The sequence below is a fragment of the Pedobacter suwonensis genome, from assembly GCF_007833675.1.
In the GTDB taxonomy this organism is placed as follows: domain Bacteria; phylum Bacteroidota; class Bacteroidia; order Sphingobacteriales; family Sphingobacteriaceae; genus Pedobacter; species Pedobacter suwonensis.
Genome location: NZ_CP031708.1, coordinates 2,355,881 through 2,376,363, shown reverse-complemented (window position 1 = coordinate 2,376,363; position 20,483 = coordinate 2,355,881). Strand labels below are relative to the sequence as shown.

Annotated in this window: 14 protein-coding genes; 6 read left to right on the top strand and 8 right to left on the bottom strand. The window is 39.6% G+C overall.

All coding sequences use genetic code 11. From position 1 onward, the window contains the following. Position 1: 1 nt before the first annotated feature. From DV942_RS09600 to DV942_RS09585, 4 genes are all read left to right on the top strand, one after another. Complete coding sequence (locus DV942_RS09600; protein WP_145857101.1) at positions 2-1,189, top strand: multiheme c-type cytochrome; 1,188 nt, start codon at positions 2-4, stop codon at positions 1,187-1,189. A 108-nt stretch (positions 1,190-1,297) separates the two neighbouring features. After that, the gene (locus tag DV942_RS09595) at positions 1,298-3,622 is read left to right on the top strand and encodes a TonB-dependent receptor (RefSeq protein ID WP_145857100.1); all 2,325 of its coding nucleotides are present in this window, start codon (positions 1,298-1,300) and stop codon (positions 3,620-3,622) included. A 4-nt stretch (positions 3,623-3,626) separates the two neighbouring features. Continuing rightward, complete coding sequence (locus DV942_RS09590) at positions 3,627-4,433, top strand: DUF4249 domain-containing protein (RefSeq protein ID WP_145857098.1); 807 nt, start codon at positions 3,627-3,629, stop codon at positions 4,431-4,433. Between the two features lie 42 nt (positions 4,434-4,475). Next, positions 4,476-5,435, top strand: coding sequence for a 2-hydroxyacid dehydrogenase (locus DV942_RS09585; protein WP_145857096.1), 960 nt, complete (start codon positions 4,476-4,478; stop codon positions 5,433-5,435). A gap of 159 nt (positions 5,436-5,594) precedes the next feature. On the opposite strand, the gene DV942_RS09580 is transcribed toward DV942_RS09585, so the two are convergent. The 7 genes from DV942_RS09580 to mutL all read right to left on the bottom strand — a co-directional run bounded on the left by DV942_RS09580 (position 5,595) and on the right by mutL (position 15,134). Continuing rightward, positions 5,595-8,321 carry an alpha-2-macroglobulin family protein gene (locus tag DV942_RS09580; protein WP_244950869.1) on the bottom strand — a complete coding sequence of 909 codons (2,727 nt, stop codon included), beginning with the start codon at positions 8,319-8,321 and terminating at the stop codon, positions 5,595-5,597. A 456-nt stretch (positions 8,322-8,777) separates the two neighbouring features. After that, positions 8,778-9,410, bottom strand: coding sequence for an NAD(P)H-dependent oxidoreductase (locus DV942_RS09575; protein ID WP_145857094.1), 633 nt, complete (start codon positions 9,408-9,410; stop codon positions 8,778-8,780). 874 nt (positions 9,411-10,284) lie between these two features. Next, complete coding sequence (locus DV942_RS09570) at positions 10,285-11,397, bottom strand: endonuclease/exonuclease/phosphatase family protein (RefSeq protein ID WP_145857092.1); 1,113 nt, start codon at positions 11,395-11,397, stop codon at positions 10,285-10,287. After that, positions 11,397-12,251, bottom strand: coding sequence for a rhomboid family protein (locus DV942_RS09565; RefSeq protein WP_145857090.1), 855 nt, complete (start codon positions 12,249-12,251; stop codon positions 11,397-11,399). Before DV942_RS09565 ends, DV942_RS09570 begins: the two co-directional genes overlap by 1 nt. After that, the gene (locus DV942_RS09560; RefSeq protein WP_090984114.1) at positions 12,244-12,975 is read right to left on the bottom strand and encodes a rhomboid family intramembrane serine protease; all 732 of its coding nucleotides are present in this window, start codon (positions 12,973-12,975) and stop codon (positions 12,244-12,246) included. The genes DV942_RS09565 and DV942_RS09560 overlap by 8 nt, the downstream gene beginning before the upstream one ends. A gap of 39 nt (positions 12,976-13,014) precedes the next feature. Continuing rightward, on the bottom strand, positions 13,015-13,167 hold the full coding sequence (locus DV942_RS23465) for a hypothetical protein (protein ID WP_186462459.1): 153 nt from the start codon (positions 13,165-13,167) through the stop codon (positions 13,015-13,017). Positions 13,168-13,295: 128 nt separating this feature from the next. Beyond that, on the bottom strand, positions 13,296-15,134 hold the full coding sequence (gene mutL / locus DV942_RS09555) for a DNA mismatch repair endonuclease MutL (protein WP_145857088.1): 1,839 nt from the start codon (positions 15,132-15,134) through the stop codon (positions 13,296-13,298). An 897-nt stretch (positions 15,135-16,031) separates the two neighbouring features. On the opposite strand from mutL, the gene DV942_RS09550 reads away from it, so the two are divergent. Together DV942_RS09550 and DV942_RS09545 are read left to right on the top strand one after the other, a co-directional pair. Next, the gene (locus DV942_RS09550; protein WP_145857086.1) at positions 16,032-17,666 is read left to right on the top strand and encodes an amidohydrolase; all 1,635 of its coding nucleotides are present in this window, start codon (positions 16,032-16,034) and stop codon (positions 17,664-17,666) included. A gap of 10 nt (positions 17,667-17,676) precedes the next feature. Then, positions 17,677-19,470, top strand: a complete 1,794-nt coding sequence (locus DV942_RS09545) for a serine hydrolase domain-containing protein (protein ID WP_244950868.1) — start codon at positions 17,677-17,679, stop codon at positions 19,468-19,470. A 235-nt stretch (positions 19,471-19,705) separates the two neighbouring features. Here DV942_RS09545 and DV942_RS09540 read toward each other — a convergent pair whose 3' ends face one another. Beyond that, entirely contained in the window at positions 19,706-20,425 is a 720-nt protein-coding gene (locus DV942_RS09540) for a sterol desaturase family protein (RefSeq protein ID WP_145857082.1), read from the bottom strand. Between the last annotated feature and the right edge of the window lie 58 nt (positions 20,426-20,483).

Sequence of the window (20,483 nt, the reverse complement as noted above, 5' to 3'; positions counted from 1 at the left end):
TTTGAAAGGTATAAAACGCATCCTCATTATTTTGGGCGTGATGGCAGGAGTAGTCATGATCCTTTCAAGATGCATGAATACGGACGATGATTTGCCAAAAGACATTAGGGGTGAAGCTTACACCGGTGCTGCCACTTGTGTGAAATGCCATCAGGAGATTAAGCAGTCTTTTGCGCATGATGCACATGGTTTAACCTCCAGACCTGTGTACGATCAGGAACTGTTAAAGGTTTTTGCCCTCGATGCTAATGTATTCAACTTTGATGTACACCAAAAAGTGGTTATTGAAAAAAGAGCTGGTGGCATTTTTCAGGTCGCTTATGCAGATGGAAAAGAAGTTCGTGCCGAAAAATTTGATATGATATTTGGTTCGGGCGAAAAGGCTTATACCTATGCCTATTGGAAAGCTAAAAAGCTGTACGAGCTGCCACTTTCCTATTTCTCCGGGATCCATAACTGGGCCATTAGTCCGGGTTTCTCCAAACAAACCTTTTATTACGACAGGCCCATTGGTAGCCGATGTTTAGAATGCCATGCTTCGTACGTAGATAAAAAAGTAATCCAAACTTCAGGTGTTTCTACTGATGAGGAGTTGGAGCGTGGTACACTGATTTACGGTATAGATTGTGAACGTTGCCACGGACCTGGCCGTAAACATGCCGTTTTTCACCTCGAAAATCCAGCAGAGAAAACCGCAAAATTCATCACCATTTATAAAACGCTAAGCCGTAAACAAAAGATGGATGCCTGCGGGGTATGCCACTCCGGCAATTCTTTGGTTGCCCAAAAATCGGTTTTTGGTTTTACCCCTGGCGATAATTTAGATGATTACTACGCACAGGATTTTGTGGGTTTTGGTGGTGGCGATCCGGATGTACATGGCAACCAGACCAGCATGTTAATGGGCAGCAATTGCTATCGGAAAAGCAAAGACATGACTTGTCAATCGTGCCATAATACCCATGAAAATAGTAAGGGCAATTTAAAAGTTTACTCACAACGTTGTATCAGCTGTCACCAAAGTACAAAGCACAGTGAGGTCACTTTGGCAAAAGGATCGCTTAATGCAAACTGCATCGATTGCCATATGCCTAAAGAAGCTTCTAAATTAATTACCTTTCAGCAGGCAGGTAAAGATGATTTAAGTCCTTACCTGTTGCGTTCACACCGTATTGCTATTCATCCCTAGATTAATCTATAAAATCCCAAAATTTATTAAGAAATCCTCCATTATCCAATAATAGGAGTTTGATTTCGTACATTTGGTTTCTAACATAAAAATTCGATAGTAGCCAATATGTCTATAAAATACTACTTAGCCTTATTTTGCCTCCTTTTTCTATCCACCTCTATTTTTGCTCAAAAGAAATTTACCCTTAGCGGCACGATCCGTGATGCAGGTACCGGCGAAACCTTAATTGGTGCTACGGTAAGGATTTCAGGAGCTTCTAACGCAGCTACTTTAACCAATAATTATGGATATTTCGCTTTAACACAGCCCGAAGGAACCTACACTGTGGCAGTAAGTTATACAGGTTATACCGCTGTGGTTAAAACCATCAATTTAACAAAAGATACCAAGTTAAATGAAGAATTACGAAGTGCAAACGAGCTGGCCGATGTAACGGTTAGCGCCAATAACCGTAAAAATGAAAATGTTAAAAGTGCACAGATGGGGCTGGAAAGGATTGATATGAAAACGCTTAATTCTATTCCGGTATTACTCGGAGAAAAGGATATATTAAAAACGATCCAGCTCTTGCCAGGTGTAAAATCGGGTGGCGAGGGGAACACAGGTTTCTATGTGCGCGGTGGTGCTGCCGATCAGAATTTAATCATTTTAGATGAGGCTGTGGTGTACAATTCTTCGCATCTTTTAGGCTTTTTCTCCACCTTCAATGCCGATGCGATTAAGGATGTAAGTTTATACAAAGGTGGCATGCCAGCGCAGTATGGCGGCCGTTTATCATCCGTTTTAGATGTTAAAATGGATGATGGAAACAATAAAGAATATAAATTTCAGGGCGGGATCGGTTTAATTGCGTCCCGTTTAAAAGCAGAAGGCCCTATTGTGAAAGATAGAGGTTCATTTATGGTGAGTTTCCGTAGAACCTATATCGATCTGTTTTTAAGGGCTTCGCCAGATTCGTCTGTTAATGGCAGTACCCTAAATTTTTATGATATCAATGCAAAGGCAAATTATAAAATCAACGATAAAAATACCATTTATATTTCGGGCTATTTTGGCAAGGATAATATTGGTGTGAAGGATTTGTTTGAAAACAACTGGGGTAACGTAACTACCACTATCCGTTTAAACCACATTTTTAGCGATCGTTTATTCTCCAACACATCGTTCATTTACAACAATTATAATTATACTGTTCGTTTGCTCAACGATGCGACTAATTTTAAGGCCACTTCGCTGGTGCGCGATTTTAATTTTAAAGAAGATTTTCAGTATTTCAGCAACAAACATATTCTGAGGTTTGGGCTAAATGCCACCCAGCACCGCATTTCGCCGATTGATATTGATAGCGATGCTTCGTCGCAGGTGAATTCGCTTTCGCAAGAGCGCAGGTATGGAATAGAATCTGCTGCTTATATTGCTGATGAATGGAGTGTAAATGAACACCTCAACTTTTTATATGGGGTAAGGCTGGCTGCTTTCTCTTTAATGGGACCTGGTAATTTTAATACCTACAATGCGGCTGGCGAAATTACCTCCACAGAAAATATAGCTAAAGGCAAATTCTATAAAAACTATCTCAATCTGGAGCCTCGTTTTTCGGTGAGTTACCTGCTTAATGAACAAAACTCAATTAAAGCATCCTACAATCGTAATACGCAGAATGTTCACATTTTAACTAATGCTACATCCAGTTCGCCAACCGACCAGTATGTGCTGAGCAGCAATAACATTAAGCCCGAAATTGCCGATCAGGTGGCCTTAGGTTATTTTAAAAACCTAAAGGAGAACACCTATGAATTGTCTGCCGAAATTTATTATAAATGGCTTCAAAACCAGATCGATTACAAGAATGCCGCCCAATTACTTGCCAATTCGAATGTAGAATCAGAGCTGATTTACGGTATAGGCCGTGCTTATGGAATGGAATTGTTTTTTAAAAAGAAATTTGGTAAGCTGAACGGCTGGGTGGGTTATACCCTATCGCGAACGGAACGTAAATTTACTGAACTGAATAACGGCAAATATTTTCCGGCCAGGCAAGACCGCACGCATGATATTTCATTGGTTGGCATTTACAACATGACCTCAAGATGGACTTTTTCATCGAGCTTTATTTATAGTACAGGTAATGCAGTTACCTTTCCTGCAGGAAAATATACCATCGGCGGACAACCTGCTTATTATTATACCCAGCGTAATGCAGGCCGCATGCCTTACAACATGCGTTTAGATGTAAGTGCAACGTTAGCAGGCAAGAAAAAGGGCAAATACCAATCGAGCTGGAATTTTGGTATTTACAATGTGCTTGGACGTAAAAATCCTTACTCTATAGAATTTATCACCGATCCTGAAAATCCGAACAAAACTGCTGCACAGCAAACTTCACTTTTTGGCCTTATTCCTTCTGTTACCTGGGATTTTAAATTTTAACACCATGAAAAAACTAACGATATATTTTGCCTTATTTACGCTGTGTCTCGCTTCATGTAAAAAAATTATTTCCATTGATACGGAAAATGCCGATCCACAGGTTGTTATTGAAGGAATTATAAATAACCAGTTGATTGATCAGGAAATTAAAATCAGCAAAACGATAGGTTATACCGAGGAAAATGTTTTTCCAAAAATTTCAGGTGCTACGGTTACCGTAACCGATAGCAAAGGCAATACGTTTATATTCAAAGAAGGAACTGAGCCTGGTACTTATATTAACCGTATGAAAGGGGAGCCTGGTGTTACCTATAACTTAAATGCAATTGTTGAAGGACAAAACTATACGGCCAGTTCTAAAATGCCTAATTTGGTTAAGTTGGATTCGATCGGGATTATTAATAATGTTTTTTTTGGGCGTGAGCGCAAAACAGCGGCCGCTTTCTTAAAAGATCCGGTTAACGAGGTTAATTTTTACCATTTTAACCTATATGTAAATGATGTGCTATCAAGACGATACTATGCTTATAACGACAGGTTAACCAATGGTAATGATTTACGGATCCAGCTCTTCTTTAAACCCAACAATGATCATGACAGTGATGAGCTGAACAACAATGATAAGATTAAGGTGGAAATGGAATGTATTGACAGTAATATTTTTAATTATTGGTATGCATTGAGTCAACAGTCAGACCGTGGACCTAACCAGGGTACCACACCGGCCAACCCCACATCAAATATTACCAACAATGCCCTGGGTTATTTTAGTGCAAATACTTATCAGGTACTTACCACTACGGTAAAATAAGCATTATTAAAACTCCTGTTCAGATTTTACTGTTAAATGAATATGAAAGTATTTATAAGCGGCAACATTGCTCCGGTTGGTTTAAAGCAACTGGAAGAAAATAATATAACAATTACCCAATGGAAAGAAAACAGGCAGATTACGGCTGAAGAGCTGATTGACGCCTGTAAGGATCAGGATGCTTTGGTCAGCGTAGGCCCTAATAAATTGAATGCCGGATTTTTAAATGCCTGTAAGCACTTAAAGGTGATTGCGCTGCATTCAGTAGGTTTCGATCAGGTTGATTTGGATGCCGCTAAAAAATTAAATATTCCCATTGGTAATACACCTGGCGTTTTAAGTGCGGCAACTGCCGATACGGCTTTTTTACTGATGCTGGCCGTATCGCGAAAAGCATTTTTTTCGCATAAGAAAATCATTCAGGGCGAGTGGAAAAACTATGAGCCTTCGCCAGAACTCGGCATTGAAGTAAAAGGCAAAACGCTCGGTATTTTTGGCCTGGGTAAAATTGGTTTAGAAATGGCCAAAAAATGTGCTGCGGCCTACCAAATGAAAGTGATTTACCATAACCGCTCGCATAATGAAGAAGCTGAAAAAGAAATCGACGCAGAATATGTATCCTTCGAAACGCTTTTGGCCCAAAGTGATGTGCTTTCTATCCATACAGCGCTAACCCCCGAAACCAAGGATAAGTTTACAATTGATATTTTTAAACAGATGAAACCCAATTCCATTTTCATCAATACAGCCAGGGGTGGTATTCATAACGAAAAGGATTTAATCACAGCCCTGGAAGAGAAAATAATATGGGGAGCTGGTTTAGATGTAACCAATCCGGAACCGATGGATAAAGATAACCCTTTGTTAGCGATGGAAAACGTTGCCGTTCTACCACACATTGGCTCAGCCACTGAAGAAACAAGGGCTGCCATGGCTAAAATTATTGTGCAGAATGTTGTGGCAGGGTTGAAAGGGGAGCAGTTACCATTTGAGGTGAAGTAGAATTATGTGAGATTTAAGATGTGAGATGTGAAATGGATGAGGGAAAGAATTCAATTCCATGATCCACCTTACATTTTCCACTCAGGCTATTAACAATTTTTGAGAGTTGAAATGGATGAGGGCAGAAATAATTCCATCATCCATCTCACATTTTCCATTTTACTTAACCAAGTACTTAAATACTGATCTTCCTAAATTACCATTGGCATCTATTCCTTCAATAATTACTTTGTACTGTCCTTTACCATCCGCATTGTAATATTCAAAAGAAGTATTACCTGTTGCATCTGTAACTACTTTAGGGTTCCAGTAAATAGTGGTTCTTAAGTCGTTCCGGTTCATGCTGGCAGGTACATCATATTTAGGTGAATAGAATTGTTTTTCTTTGTTATAACCTTGTGGCGAGAAGGTAAGTTCGTAGTATTTTGGAAGCATATCCATCAACTGCGCTTTTGAAATCCTGGTGCCCTTTGGTGCTTTTTTCTGGTTAAATACAATTACACCGTTTATATTGTTGGCACGGTTTACCAGGCCTAAATCGTCTCTTAAAAATACTTCAACCGACTCGAGCATGTTAACATCTATGGTATTAATCTGGTTTATATCCACATTCATGCCGTTAATGAAAATACCCATCGGGATTTTTTTGCCCTGGTTGTAATCGCGGGTTACGTAAAAGTTATTATCGGCAAAAGTAACCCCCGCCAGCATACCCTGTAAACAGTTAATCAATAAACCGCAGCCCTTAAATCGGTCGCCACTCACTTCATGGTCGGCCATCTGGCTAAGCCCGCTCAATGCAGGATAATCCTTATGGCTTACTTTCGGAACTGCAGCGGCTTTAATGTTTATATCTTTTAAAGTATGTAGGTAAGCGTATTGTTTTTTACTATTATCCAGGTAACTGGTCAAAGTACTATCAATATTTAAAACCTCTTCGGCGGCACTAAAATTTCTGGTTAGTGTAGGTACCGGCGCACCATTTAAGCTCAAGGTCATGTTTTTATAGTTTGGATTATACTTGGCAGTAATGGTTACTTTCGATGAATCGTTAAATACCAGGTTCGAGAATTTAAAGTTTCCTACCGGATCTGTAGTGCCTTCCTGGTTAAAACGTTTATCAGGGATGCTTAAAAGCAGGGCACCTTTTCTAACCGGAATACCATTGTTCTGACGTAAAATGCCTGAAATTTCAATACCCTGTTCTGGTAAGAAATCAATTTTTGGCAGTTTATTGGCAATGATGTCGGTATATTTAAAACTGCGATAGCCCTGGGTGAGAAGCAATACATCTAAATCTGCATTTTTCCTGGCGTCGGGTGCATTAAAGTAATAATTGGCTTTTTCAATATAACCTTTAACATCGCTGCTTAATAACAGGCCTGTTAATATCGTGCTGGTGGCGTCTTCGCTTGATGGAACTTTGGTTTCATCTACAACCGCTACAGAAAAACTACCTTCTACAGGAGCACCATCTTTTTTGGCGGCCACATTTATCTTCATCTTTTTCTTAATTCCATACGTAGTTGCTGCACTGGAAAGCGTTACTGCCATGGTATTTTTGTGTTGAACGAAAACCAGTCGTTCACTCAGCGGTTTGCCAAATTCGTTAAACAGCGTAAATTGTGCAATTCCATTTGGGAATTTAGATTTAAGCACCGTAGTATTATATTCTATATTTGATAATGCTGTTTGCGCGCCATAGCAGATAACGCCCTTACTCTGCGCAATCAGATAAAGCTTTTTTCCTTTGTTCTGTTCAAAAAAGGCATCATTAGCCAGGATTTTTATGGCAATATTATCCGGATTGCTATTGTCTATTTTCACAGCAACGCCATTTGCAGCAACTACAGGTAAATTATAAGTTTGAGTAGTGCCATCAGCATAGGTAACAGCAGCTTTGTAAGTTTTTCCAGCTTCTGCCAATAATTCAAAACTGCCCATCCCTAAATGCTGCGCTGCAAAAGTGGCAACCGTTTTGCCATCGTTATCGGTTACGGTACCTTTTGAGTTAATACCTAAACCATCACTTTTAATGGCTTTAAATGCCACTTTATTGTTAAGGCCGGCAATTAAACTTCCGCCTTCCGGAAAAAATTGAAAATCTTTGCTTAAGATAGCGTTTTTAAGCGGGAAGCTACTGCTTGCCACATCCTTATCGGTGGTATTAATGCTGGTAATCAGTTCGCCTTTTTGTAATTGATATTCCGCCTTTTGTGCATTGCTCATCGCAATGGTTAAATAGCCATTGGCATCTGTTGTACCTCTGCCTTTGGCAATAACCGTATAGCTGGTAACCACCTGCCAGCTCACATTTTTATTGGCGTAGGGTTTATTGTTAGCATCTTTAAATTGTACACGCGCATCAATTTTTTCCAACTTATCTGTAGAAGTATTTTTGTAAGTAATGTGGGTTTTTACCTCTTTATCAATGGCTTCGCCTACGTAGAAGGTTTTGTTGAAATAAGCCGGGTCATCGCTGTTAAGCATCCATAATGTATAAGCCCTGATATGGTAATTACCTTGTTTATAGTTAATCTGATCTAAAGGAAAGCTGCCATAAGCAAAACCACCGGTTATGGGTAACTTTATAGTCTGGATCAGCGAATCTTTCTGGTTGATCACATCTACATAGATGATTTTACTGATGCCTGATAAAAAATTCTGGTTTTCGGTAACATAAGCTTTAAACCAAACTGTATCGGCAACTGCATAATAAGGTTTGTCAAAATGAAGGTAAATCTTTTCAGCAGGGTAATCACTTAATACCTTACTGGTTTTGGCAATGATGCTGTTGATACTAATGGTATCGGTTTGAGCCGAAGAAGAAAAACTTAGGGTGGATAAAAGCGACAGTATTATAAACGATAATCTAAAAATCTTCATGGATTGGATATTAAAGCTCGTAAATATATCCAATTATAAATAGCTGTCCTAAATTGTATGGTGGTTTAACATTTTTTTACAAAAGATTTAAGTTGATTTGTCAGTGGTTCACTGGTCATTGGTTCATCCCTTGCATGCCGTATTCCCCTGATTCGATAGCTATAGATTTGTTTCAGGATCTCATCTATGGAGGCTTTTCAGGTGAATTGTTTAAATCGGTTAATAGGTAGTAGTTTTCAAACTAATCGCCACCGTCATTGCGAGAAGGCTTTTTCAGCCGACGAAACAATCTTTCGAGTTAAATTTATTTGTAAAGATTGCTTCACGCCATTCCACTGGCGGCGCTTCAGTTCGCAATGACGGATTTTTGTCATATAATATCTGGTACGAAAAAAATGTAAAACAAAAAAGGCCGCTAAATAAGCGGCCCGTTTTAATTATAATGGTGTTTGCCTGTTATTTCAATTCAATCAAGAACTCTTCTTTTGGTGTACGTACTTTTTTAAGGTTCACTAACCAATCGCCCGCTTCGTCTCTGTACCCTAAAGGTAATAAAGTAACACTTTTTAAGCCTTTTTTGTCTAAGCCTAAAAGTTCGTCTAAAGCAGGTCCGTTAAAACCTTCCATTGGTGTAGCATCTACTTTTAACACAGCAGCTTCTGCAATGGCAATACCGAAAGCAATATAAGCCTGACGGGCTGCATGGTTAAAGTTTTCTTCTGCTGTTCTGTTTAGAAGCATACCTTTAAGTTGTGTTTTGTAAGCATCTGTAGTATCCAATGGTAAACCACGTTCTGTATTCATTCTGTTGAAAACTTCGTCTATACCCTCTTCTGTATAATTTTCGTTTGCAGCAAAAATCAATAAGTGAGAAGAATCAATTACTTGCGATTGGTTAAAAGCAATCGGTGCAATTTTTTCTTTCAACTCCTGGTTGGTTACCACAATGATTTTAAAAGGCTGTAAACCTGATGATGTTGGTGCTAAATGTGCTGCAGCAATAATTTTATCAACCTTTTCTTGTTCAACAGGCTGACCATTCATTTTTTTAACGGCATAACGCCAGTTCAGGGCATCTATTAAGCTCATATTTTTGAAGATTTTTTTTAAATTTTATAAAGCAAATATGGAAATAAGGAATAGACCTATTGTTGATGTATGGTAAGAAAATATAATTTTGCTATTGGTTGCTGTCTTACCGACCGAAATAGAATTAGGAAATGAACAGGTTGTAGGGCTTGGCGGTTTTCAGCCCCGCTTTCGCTTATAGTCCTCGCTACGCTGCGGGCTATTCCACTCAATCAGGAGGTTTATGAACAAGGGGTCTGCACCCTTATCCTCGGTCTGTGTCCTCACAGACCGAAAAGGGATGATCAGGAGCGGTCTGTGGGGACACAGACCTGGGAAAGCTTATGGCACAAATTTCAAAATCACTCCTAATTGGAAAATGATCAGATAATTTGGCCTGGGTAATTTTATAATTCAACACTTCAAGCTCTTTGGAAGGGCAATATAATTGATCTTTATCCTCGGTCTGTGTCCTCACTGAATGAAAAAGGAAATAATCAGGGATAGTCTGTGGAGGCACAGACCATGGGAAAGCCGAAATAGAATTAGAAAATGAACGGTCTGTGGTTCTTAGCGGCTTACAGCCCCGCTTTCGCTTATAGTCCTCGCTACGCTGCGGGCTATTCCGCTCAATCAGGTTTATGAACAAGGGTTCTGCGACCTGCAACCGTAAAAATGGAATGCTGTTTTTGGCCCACCTAGCCCCGGTTGTAGCGTTACCCTGCAGCAACGAGGTACGAGGAGGCGAAGCGTAAAAGCGGAAAACGGGAAGAAACTTATTATTCTGTACAGACCTTGCGCTTCTTATAAAAAAACTATCCTCGGTTTGTGTCCTCACAGAACGAAAAAAGGGAATAATCATGGCTGGTGTGTAGAGACACAAGCCAGGGAAAGCTTAAGGTACAAGCCTTAAATCACTTCTAACCGGGAAATGATCAGATAACTTAGCCTGAATGATTTTGTAATTCAACACCTCGAGTTCTTTGGAAGTAGCAATATAATCGATCTGAAAATTGGGAAATTTGCCGTTATAGGTTTTACCGAAACCGTTGCCTTTTTTAATAAAACTATTATTTAAACCGTCGGTAATTTGGGTAACCACGTAAGATGCCGGCGTATCGTTAAAATCGCCTGCTATAAGGTAAGGTGTTTTACAGGCGGCCATCTCCTTTTTCATAATATCCACCTGACTGCTGCGTTTGAGAAAGGCATTCTTAAGCATTCTTAAAATACGTTTAGAGGGCTGCAGTTCGGTATTCATTTCTTTAACCTTATCCAAATATTCGTAATCCTGCTTTTCAAAAGAAATAGACTGAAAATGTACGTTATAGATTCTCAGGGTTTTTCCCTTAATATTTAAATCGGCATAAATACTCATGTTATTGGAGAAGCCTTCAACAAAAGGGATTTTACCAGAATTTTCGATCGGATATTTAGAAAATATAGCTAAGCCAACGGCTTCATAATCATTTTTATCGATGGGTACAAAGTAATAATATTTCGTGTTTAGCAACGCTTTTAGGCTATCAACCGTATCAAAGGCACCTTTGTACCGGGTGTAAAACTCCTGAAAGCAGATAATATCCGGATTTTGGTCTTTTACTACCTGAAGCATCTTTTCCTTTACCGATTCGGTATTGTCTTCGCCATACAATTTAAAACTGTGTACATTGTATGTCATCATTCTGATGCTATGATCAACCTTTTCAGCACTGCCTTCATCACCACCAATGGCAAAGGTTGCTTTTAAGGTTTTAGCACCCATTGCGATTACCAGAATGGTAGCGATTGCAAAAATCCATTTCTTGCTTAAAAGCCACCAAACCAGGAAAATTATATTGGCAAATAAGACAAACGGGTAAGCAAGCCCGAAAAAAGCAATAATGGCGTGTTTTCTCGGATCCATATTTCCGGCCAGCACCCCTAAAAGCAAAGCAATTGCCAATAGAATCGCGATAGGCAAGAGGAGCTTATCTATGAAACTGTATTTCTTCGCTTTCGTAGCCATTAATCTTTACTTGCCTTAAATAGTTTTTCCTTTTCTACAGTTGTTAATTTATCGTAGCCTGAAGTTGATATTTTATCTAAAATGGCATCTATTTCCTGTTGTGTCACTCCGCCTTTAAATTCAGGTTTTTTAACTGGTTTTTCATTCCGTACTACCTTTAATTTTGGCTTACGCTCAAATATCTTGCTCCAATCCCGTCCGTTCTGCAAACTTTTAATGAAGGTGAAACCTAAAAGTGCACCACCAATATGCGCTAAACTTCCACCGGCATTTACAGAGCCGATAGCAATAAAATCCAGGATAAAATATACAATGGCGATCCACTTAATTTTAACCTCGCCAAAGAAAAGCAGCATAATGCTGTAATTGGGTACCAGCGTGGCTGCCGCGAAAATAATGGCCATTACGGCGGCCGATGCTCCGATAATCGTTACGCCAGCTAATCCATCAGCATAAACAGGGAATATATTTAATACAGCAAGAGCAAATAAACCGCCAAACAAGCCGCCTGCAAGGTATACAAAATGAAACTGCCTGCTTTTCAGGAAATTCATAAATATGTTGCCGAACCAAAATAAGCCGAGCATGTTAAACAAGACGTGGAGAATCCCGTCGTGAAAAAACATATACGTAAACAGGGTATAAAAACGTTCCGGTAATTTCGGAAGACTAGCCGGCAAGCCTACATATTCCCTGATCCATAAATTGGTATCGACAGGAATACGGCCTAAAAAAACAACTACGCCAATAATGGCAGTAACTAAAAAAAGGATAACATTAATCCCGATGTAAAAGAACAATGGGTTGCCCGATTGAAAAACCTTGTATTTTAAATCTTTGAAAGTATTATTCATAGAGTGTATAAAATGTATCGTTTTTATCTTTCCATATTTTAACCAGTATAAAGCCAATTAAGGCACCTCCCAGGTGTGCATAATGGGCGATGGAATCGCCTTCAAACTGGGCAACACCCAAAGATAACTCTACTAAAATATAAATGGGTATAATATATTTAGCTTTTACAGGAACCGGGATAAACATAATCAGTAGTTCGGCATTTGGATAAAGCATGCCAAAAGCAACCAACAGACCAAAAATAGCACCCGAAGCGCCAACCATGCCACCAAAGTAGATGCTTCTAAGTGTAACGGCTTGTGCCATTGAAAGCTGTGAAGTATTAAATTCGCCCTGAAATAATGCGGCAAGGTTTATTTTTCCATTATTTGTGGCGCTACCTATAATTTGGTGTACCTCATAAGCTTGTACGGCCCACTGTAGGGCCAATGCTCCCAAACCAGTAATAAAATAAAAAATGATAAACTTTTTGCCGCCCCATCTCGATTCAAGGATGCTTCCAAAGGAGTACAACGCAAACATATTAAAGAAAATATGCGCTATGCCACCATGCATAAACATGTAGCTAATGGGTTGCCATATCTCAAATTTAGGCGAATCAAAATAATAAACAGCTAAAATATCATCCAGATGAAGGCTAGTTAATAAATAAGTGGCTACGAAAAATAAGACGTTAATAATCAGTAGGTTTTTTACTACCGGTGGAATATATATATTGTTCATTTAATTTAAAATGGGTTAACTGGTTAATTTTTAAATCGGTTAACTGTTTTTCATGTAATCGCCTCCTTTAAAGGGAGACAGATTTATTGCCAGATTTTTATATTTTAAGGATCGCCAGGCTTTAAGCCTTCTGGTTCTGTCTGCTCCATATCTTCTGACCTCTACTTCCCAACTTCGGTCTGTTTTTACCATATAAGACATTTAAGGGCATCAAAGCTTTAGTGCTTTCGATCTACTGCTTAGTCTGTCTGCTCCATATCTTTGGACTTCCGACCCTCGACTTCCCGACTCCAAACCCCCAACTCCAAACTCAAAAACCACTATCCCTTCTCAAACTTCTTATCCAGCTCTGCCAGTGTAATGGTTTGGATAATCGGTTTGCCACTCACGCTAAAGTTAGGCGTTTTACAGGCAAAAAGCTCATCAATCAGTGTATTCATTTCTTCCTGACAAAGACTTGTCCCCGCTTTTATGGCACTGTTTTTTGCCAGGCTTCTTGCCAGGCTATCGCGTTTACTAAGTTTTAACTCCTGCTGTGAGTTTTTAAAGCCCTCAATCAATTGCTCAAATAATTGCGTTTCGTTAATATTGCTGCTGCCCAGATCAACCGGAACACCTTCTACTACCAACGTATTTTTCCCGAATTCCCGTACATCAAAGCCCAGGCTTTTTATATCATCCAGTAAACTTTTGGCCAGTTCGAAATCATTCGCATTTAGCGTAATGGTTTGCGGAAATAAACTCTGCTGCGACGCGCCTTTGCGGTCATCCAGATGTACGAGAAAACGCTCGTAAAGGATCCGCTCGTGTGCCATTTGTTGGTCGATCACCATCAACCCCGACTTGATCTGCGAAACAATATAGCGGTTATGCAATTGCATATATTGTTTCTGCTTCGTTTCCAAAACAGTTTCATCCTCATAAATAGAGGTTTGCTCTACAACAGGCTGTTCGGTTATATCGTAAAGCGAACCCCAGTTTTTGGCGCTCGGTTTTGCATCGTAATTTCTTGGCGAAGAGGCATAACCGGAGGTAGAACTGCTGTCATTCGCAAAAGGATTGAAATCAGGATTAAAATTAATACTCGGTGGTACAATATCTTCAACTGCCTTATGCGTAATCATATTGCTGAAACCAGTTTCCTGATCAAAATCCAGCGTCGGGGCAATATTATACCGGCCAATAGAACGTTTTACAGCCGATCTCATGATGGCGTAAATCGACTTTTCATCCAGATATTTAATTTCTGTTTTGGTAGGGTGTACGTTTACATCGATTTTCGACGGGTCAATCTCGATAAACAATACATATAACGGGTAACTATCATCAGGCAGTAACTCTTCAAAAGCAGAGCTTACTGCATGGTTTAAGTAAGGATCTTTAATAAAGCGGTTATTTACAAAAAAGAACTGTTCACCCCTGGTTTTTTTTGCAAAAGCAGGCTTGCCGATGTATCCTTTTAAGTTAATAATCGTGGTTTCTTCCTCAACAGGGACCAAACGTTCGTTATAGTTGTTGCCAAAAAGATGGACGATGCGCTGTTTTAAGTTGCCCTTTGGAAGGTTGAAAATTTCAACCCCATCATGGTGCAGGCTGAAAAAAACACCTGGATGTGCCAATGCTACGCGTTGAAATTCATCTATGATGTGACGCATTTCTACCGGGTTGCTTTTCAGGAAGTTCCTTCTGGCTGGCGTATTAAAAAACAGGTTTTTAATGGAAATCTGCGTTCCGGGAGACGTAGCTACCGGTTCCTGATTGGTTACCTGAGCGCCTTCGATAGAAATGCAGGTGCCTATTTCATCTTCGTGCCTGCGGGTTTTCATTTCTACCTGTGCAATGGCTGCAATAGAAGCCATGGCCTCACCACGAAAACCCATGGTGCGGATGGCGAATAAATCTTCTGCTTTTTTTACTTTCGATGTAGCGTGGCGTTCGAAACACATCCTGGCATCGGTAACGCTCATTCCACAGCCATTATCAATAATCTGAATCAATGCCTTGCCTGCATCTTTTATTACCAGTTGAATCTTATCTGCACCAGCATCTATCGAATTTTCGAGCAATTCTTTTACCGCAGAAGCAGGTCGTTGAACCACTTCTCCGGCAGCAATCTGATTGGCAACAGCATCAGGCAATAAGTGAATAATATCAGTCATGTATTAAGGCAAAGTGAATTTGCTAAATTATGCAAAATAAGCTTAAAGAACCTGATTTGTTTAAAACTCAACATATAAATGACTGTGGGTAAATAGGATTGAATTGCTGCCCGTCAGTCTGAACGCAGTGAAGGATCTTTGTAAGGAACAATTTGTTATTCTTGCCTCGGTTTTGTTTTTTTGAAAAGCAGGGTTCTGCATCAATCGGTTCCGGTAGTCCTGCTGTACACTGTATCCCGATAGAAAAAATCGGGATGCCGTTCCCATCAGGTTTATTTTACAGGGGCCTGCCGTTTTGAACTGGTGAAGAATTTCTGCTGGTTTACGGGTGTTTAACCAAACCAAGCTATATTTTCCGTGCTTTCTGTGTTTCCGTGGCAAAAAATTGTGGTATGGTATAAGGTCATAGCGGGACGCTAAGACCAGGGTTGAGTTTTTTTGAAAAGCAGGGTTCTGCACCAATCGGTTCCGGTAGTCCTGCTGTACACTATACTTTTTGGCTGCCCTTCGACTCCGCTCAGGGTGACAGCCAGAAAAGGTGCCGTTTCCATCAGGTTTATTTTACATGGGACTGCCGTTCTGAACTGGTGAAGAATTTTTGCTGGTTTACCGGTGTTTAATCAACTCAAGCTATATTTCCGTGCTTTCTGTGTTTCCGTGGCAAAAAATTGTGGTATAGTATAAGGTCATAGCGGGACGCTAAGACCAGGGTTGTTTATTTTATATGGGCCTCCCGTTCTGAACTGGTGCCTTCAGTGTTTCCGTGGCAAAAAATTGTGGTATAGTTATAAGGTCTTAGCGAGACGCTAAGACCAGGATTGATGCACGATTGAGTCGCCGTTTCTGTAAAACCGAATTTACAAATCCAAATGCTTTCATTTTTCTATCTTTAGCGGAATGAAAGCCATCTTATACAGTCTTTTTCTGGCATTGTTGTTTACTTCCTGCGCCAAAAAGGAAGCAGTTGATGTCATTGTTTACAATGCAAGGGTTTATACCGTTAACAGTAAGTTTGATACGGTTGAAGCGTTTGCAGTAAAAAATGGAAAAATCCTGGCACTGGGTAGAAGTGATGAGATAAAAGATCAATATGCAGCAAAAGAAGAAATCAATGCGAAAGGCAAAGCCATTTATCCCGGTTTTATAGATGCACATGCTCATTTTTATGGCTATGGACAAAGTTTGCAAACCGCTGATCTGCGGGAAACCAAATCCTGGGATGAAGTGCTTACCCGTTTAACTGATTTTGCCAGAACGCATCCCGATGGCTGGTTAATCGGCAATGGCTGGGACCAAAACGATTGGGGCAATAAAGCTTTCCCTACAAATGAAAAGTTGACCGCTCTTTTCCCAGATCGACCGGTATTTTTAAACCGGATTGATGGACACGCCGCCATTGCAAACCAAAAAGCCCTGGATGAAGCCGGGATTAAAAGTGAGCAAAAATTGGCAGGTGGCGATATGCTTACCCAAAACGGCAAACTCACTGGCGTGTTGATTGATAATGCAGTAGCGTTAGTAGAGCGTAAAATCCCATCTCCAGATGCTAAACTGGCCGAAAAGATATTTATGGATGCGCAGCAGAACTGTTTCGCTGCTGGTTTAACCACCATTGATGATTGTGGATTAAGTTATCTGACGGTTGAGTTTATCGAAAAACTGCAGCAATCGAAAAAACTGAAAATGAGGCTATACGTCATGCTTTCAGATGAGCCTGATAATTATACCTATCTTTTTAACCGTGGCCCGATCAAAACCGATCGGTTAAATGTTCGTGCTTTTAAGGTGTATGCTGATGGCGCTTTAGGTTCGCGTGGAGCCTGTTTGCTGCATCCTTACAGCGATATGCCAGATAAAACCGGTTTTTTATTAAGCGATCAGAAACATTTTGAAGAAGTGGCCGCAAAAATAGCTGCCAATCATTTCCAGATGTGTACCCATGCCATTGGAGATTCGGCCAATCGCGTAATCCTCAATATTTACAATAAAATTTTAAAGGGTAAAAACGATCAGCGCTGGCGGATTGAACATGCTCAGGTAGTTAATGCTAAAGATTTTGACCTGTTCGGAAACGCCAGTGTTATTCCTTCCGTGCAACCTACGCATGCCACTTCCGATATGTATTGGGCTAAACAGCGTTTAGGTGGCGAAAGGTTAAAAAATGCATATGCCTACAAACAATTGCTAAAACAAAACGGTTGGATTCCATTAGGTACAGATTTTCCTGTAGAAAACATTAATCCATTATTAACGTTTTATGCAGCAACGGTGAGAGCAGATGTAAAAGGTTTTCCGAAGGGAGGTTTCCAGGCAGAAAATGCCCTGACACCTGAAGAGGCCCTACGCGGAATGACGATATGGGCAGCAAAAGCCAATTTTGAAGAACATGAAAAAGGTAGCCTTGAGAAAGGCAAATTAGCCGATTTTGTTATGCTCGATCACGATATTTTAAAATCAACGCCACAAAATATATTAAAAACCAAAATTTTAAAAACCTATCTGAACGGAGAAAAAGTATATGAAGCGAAATAGATTGTGTATTATGGCTGTAGCATTTTGTTGCAATATTTTATGTTTAATGGCCTGCGCACAGGATCATACAGCGAATGAAAAAAAATTGGCTATTGCGAATGCAATTGCTAACACAACAGTTTTGTTAAACAATCAGGATGGAATTATTCCTTTAAAATCATTAGCAAAAAAAAATATCGCTTCGGTTAGCCTTGGCTTTGCCTATAGCAAGGTTTTTGATAGTCTGGCTAATAAATATGATAAGGTTACCTCGTTTTCTACTAATTCTTATAAAGATAGCCTGAATTTGAATGATCTGGAAGATGACCTTAAATATTTCAATACCATTTTAGTTGCGATTGATGATCAGCAGGTAACTAAGGCCCGATACATTAACTTCATTAACAGTATTAGTAAAAATAAACAGGTAATTGTTTCATTTTTTGGCAATGGACCCGGTTTAAAATCATTCGATCTGTTAAAATCGCCGATTATATGGACCAGTCAAAACAATGCTGATGCTGCGGCTATTGTACCGCAGTATATTTTTGGAGGTATGGCTGCTTCAAATAAGTTAACCACTGCTTATTCTGCCCGTTATACGATGGGTTCTGGTTTTACGACAACAGCTACGCGATTAAAATATACCGTTCCGGAAGATGCTGGTTTAAATGCTAACAACTTAAAAGAAATTGATGCTATTGCTGCTGAAGCTATCGCACAAAAAGCTACTCCAGGGTTAGTGGTTTTGGTGGCGAAGGATGGTAAAGTAATTTTTAATAAGGCTTATGGTAATCATACCTATGATAGCAATGTGCCAGATAAGGTAACCGATATTTTTGATCTTGCATCCGTAACGAAAATAACGGCAACTACACCAGCGGTAATGCGCTTGTTTGAAGAAGGAAAACTGAAACTGGATACCAATATTGGGGCGTACATTCCTAAAGCACGCACTACGCCTATGAATAATATTCAGGTACGCGAAGTGATGTTGCACCAGGCAGGTTTTATCCCTTACATTCCTTTTCATGATTACGTTAAAACCGGCGATTATAGCAGAGATTCATCCGCAGCCTATCCAACCAAAGTAGCCGATAATTATTATATCAAAAAAGGCTTTTTTAAAGATTTTATGTGGCCTAAGATGCTTAATTCGCCCATCAAAACGCGGGGTAAATATGTTTACAGCGATATCAGCATGTATGTAATGAAAGATATTGTAGAGCATATTAGCGAGGAGCCTTTAAATCAATATACTTACGAAAACTTTTATAAGCCACTAGGGATGCAAACGGCAGGTTTTCTACCGCGCAACCGTTTTAAACCAGAGCAGATCATTCCAACCGAAGATGATAAGTATTTTAGAAAAACCTTACTTGTAGGTTATGTGCACGATCAGGGCGCGGCCTTAGCAGGTGGAGTTTCAGGTCATGCCGGTTTATTTGCCAGTGCCAACGATCTGGCCATTATTTACCAGATGTTGTTAAACCGTGGTACCTATGGAGGAGAAACTTATTTCAAAAATACAACGGTAGATCTTTTTACCTCCAAACAATCAAATGTGAGCCGCAGGGGTTTGGGTTTCGATCGTTGGGACCCGGATAGCACCAAACATTATCCTTCTGATCTGGCCTCACCACAAACATATGGCCATACCGGATACACCGGAACCTGCGTTTGGGTAGATCCATCAAGGGGTTTGGTTTATGTGTTTTTATCTAACCGTGTAAATCCAACTGTTACTGATAAACTTTCCAATTTAAAAATCAGGGGTAGAATTCAGGATGTAATCAACAAGGCCATTGATGAATCGAAGAAATAAATCTGGGTTTATGGTGGACTAAGAGTTGTCAACTTTATAGCAAACCGGCTATTAAAGTTGACAACCCTGAGCGCTAATTGCAAATGACATCATCCTTTTACCCTATAGATTATGTCGTATCCGCTTAAAAGTCTATTGGTATTTGATGTAAGTAATATTTCATGGAAATAATAACGTCTTTAAGTAAATTTTTTATATAATTTTCTGATTTACAGGTGTTAAATATAAGGGCGATCTACTGCTTGTGCACATCTTTAAACATTATCATATCCAATAACTTTTGTTCTTTTTCATTGTCGAACCCACATGAACTTTTAAATTCTTTTGGATTTTTATAGGTGCCGAATAACATATCCCACCAAACAATATCTCCGTAATTGTGACTGTGTTTTTCATATTCGTGATGAATACGGTGCATCTCTGGCCGTTGGAAAATATAGCCAATCCATTGTGGCGTTTTCACATTGGTATGGTAGAAAAACTCGCCTAAGGCGGTACATAGGGTGTAAATAGCCCCTGCTTCGGGATTTAGTCCCAGCAAGGTGTAAACTAAAAGGCTTCCAATAATCGAATTTACAGTCATTTCCAACGGGTGTTTATAAAAGGAAGTAATCACCTCCAGGCGTTGCGGGCTATGATGAATCTGATGAAAACCCAGCCATAAAAAATCTATTGTATGTCTCCAACGGTGCCACCAATAAAAAATAAACGTCGCAATAAAATAGGCTATGATTCCACCCAGCCAATTGGGTATGTAGTTTGAAAGGTGGAATAGCGAAATAGAAGATAGCCATTTCTCCCAGGTAAAGCCAGCTAAAAGAACAATGCTCAACTGGATGAAATTAACGCCTAAAACCCTAACGGTCCAGGTTGAGACCTTTGGCAACTTCCAGCCCGGTTTAATTTTTTCAATAAGAAAGCAGCATCCGAATACGATAAAGATTATAATTAACATAGATTTAAGATTTATTGATTCAAATCTATGGATGTATAAGTTGCTGACTTTTGATAAA

Excerpts from the sequence above, each read along its gene's own strand:
- DV942_RS09570 (WP_145857092.1), bottom strand. The coding sequence starts at position 11,397 with ATGGCTACGAAAGCGAAGAAATACAGTTTCATAGATAAGCTCCTCTTG.
- DV942_RS09550 (WP_145857086.1), top strand. The coding sequence starts at position 16,032 with ATGAAAGCCATCTTATACAGTCTTTTTCTGGCATTGTTGTTTACTTCC.
- DV942_RS09580 (WP_244950869.1), bottom strand. The coding sequence starts at position 8,321 with ATGAAGATTTTTAGATTATCGTTTATAATACTGTCGCTTTTATCCACC.
- DV942_RS09540 (WP_145857082.1), bottom strand. The coding sequence starts at position 20,425 with ATGTTAATTATAATCTTTATCGTATTCGGATGCTGCTTTCTTATTGAA.
- DV942_RS09565 (WP_145857090.1), bottom strand. The coding sequence starts at position 12,251 with ATGAATAATACTTTCAAAGATTTAAAATACAAGGTTTTTCAATCGGGC.
- DV942_RS23465 (WP_186462459.1), bottom strand. The coding sequence starts at position 13,167 with ATGGTAAAAACAGACCGAAGTTGGGAAGTAGAGGTCAGAAGATATGGA.
- DV942_RS09585 (WP_145857096.1), top strand. The coding sequence starts at position 4,476 with ATGAAAGTATTTATAAGCGGCAACATTGCTCCGGTTGGTTTAAAGCAA.
- mutL (WP_145857088.1), bottom strand. The coding sequence starts at position 15,134 with ATGACTGATATTATTCACTTATTGCCTGATGCTGTTGCCAATCAGATT.
- DV942_RS09575 (WP_145857094.1), bottom strand. The coding sequence starts at position 9,410 with ATGAGCTTAATAGATGCCCTGAACTGGCGTTATGCCGTTAAAAAAATG.
- DV942_RS09590 (WP_145857098.1), top strand. The coding sequence starts at position 3,627 with ATGAAAAAACTAACGATATATTTTGCCTTATTTACGCTGTGTCTCGCT.
- DV942_RS09545 (WP_244950868.1), top strand. The coding sequence starts at position 17,677 with ATGGCTGTAGCATTTTGTTGCAATATTTTATGTTTAATGGCCTGCGCA.
- DV942_RS09595 (WP_145857100.1), top strand. The coding sequence starts at position 1,298 with ATGTCTATAAAATACTACTTAGCCTTATTTTGCCTCCTTTTTCTATCC.
- DV942_RS09560 (WP_090984114.1), bottom strand. The coding sequence starts at position 12,975 with ATGAACAATATATATATTCCACCGGTAGTAAAAAACCTACTGATTATT.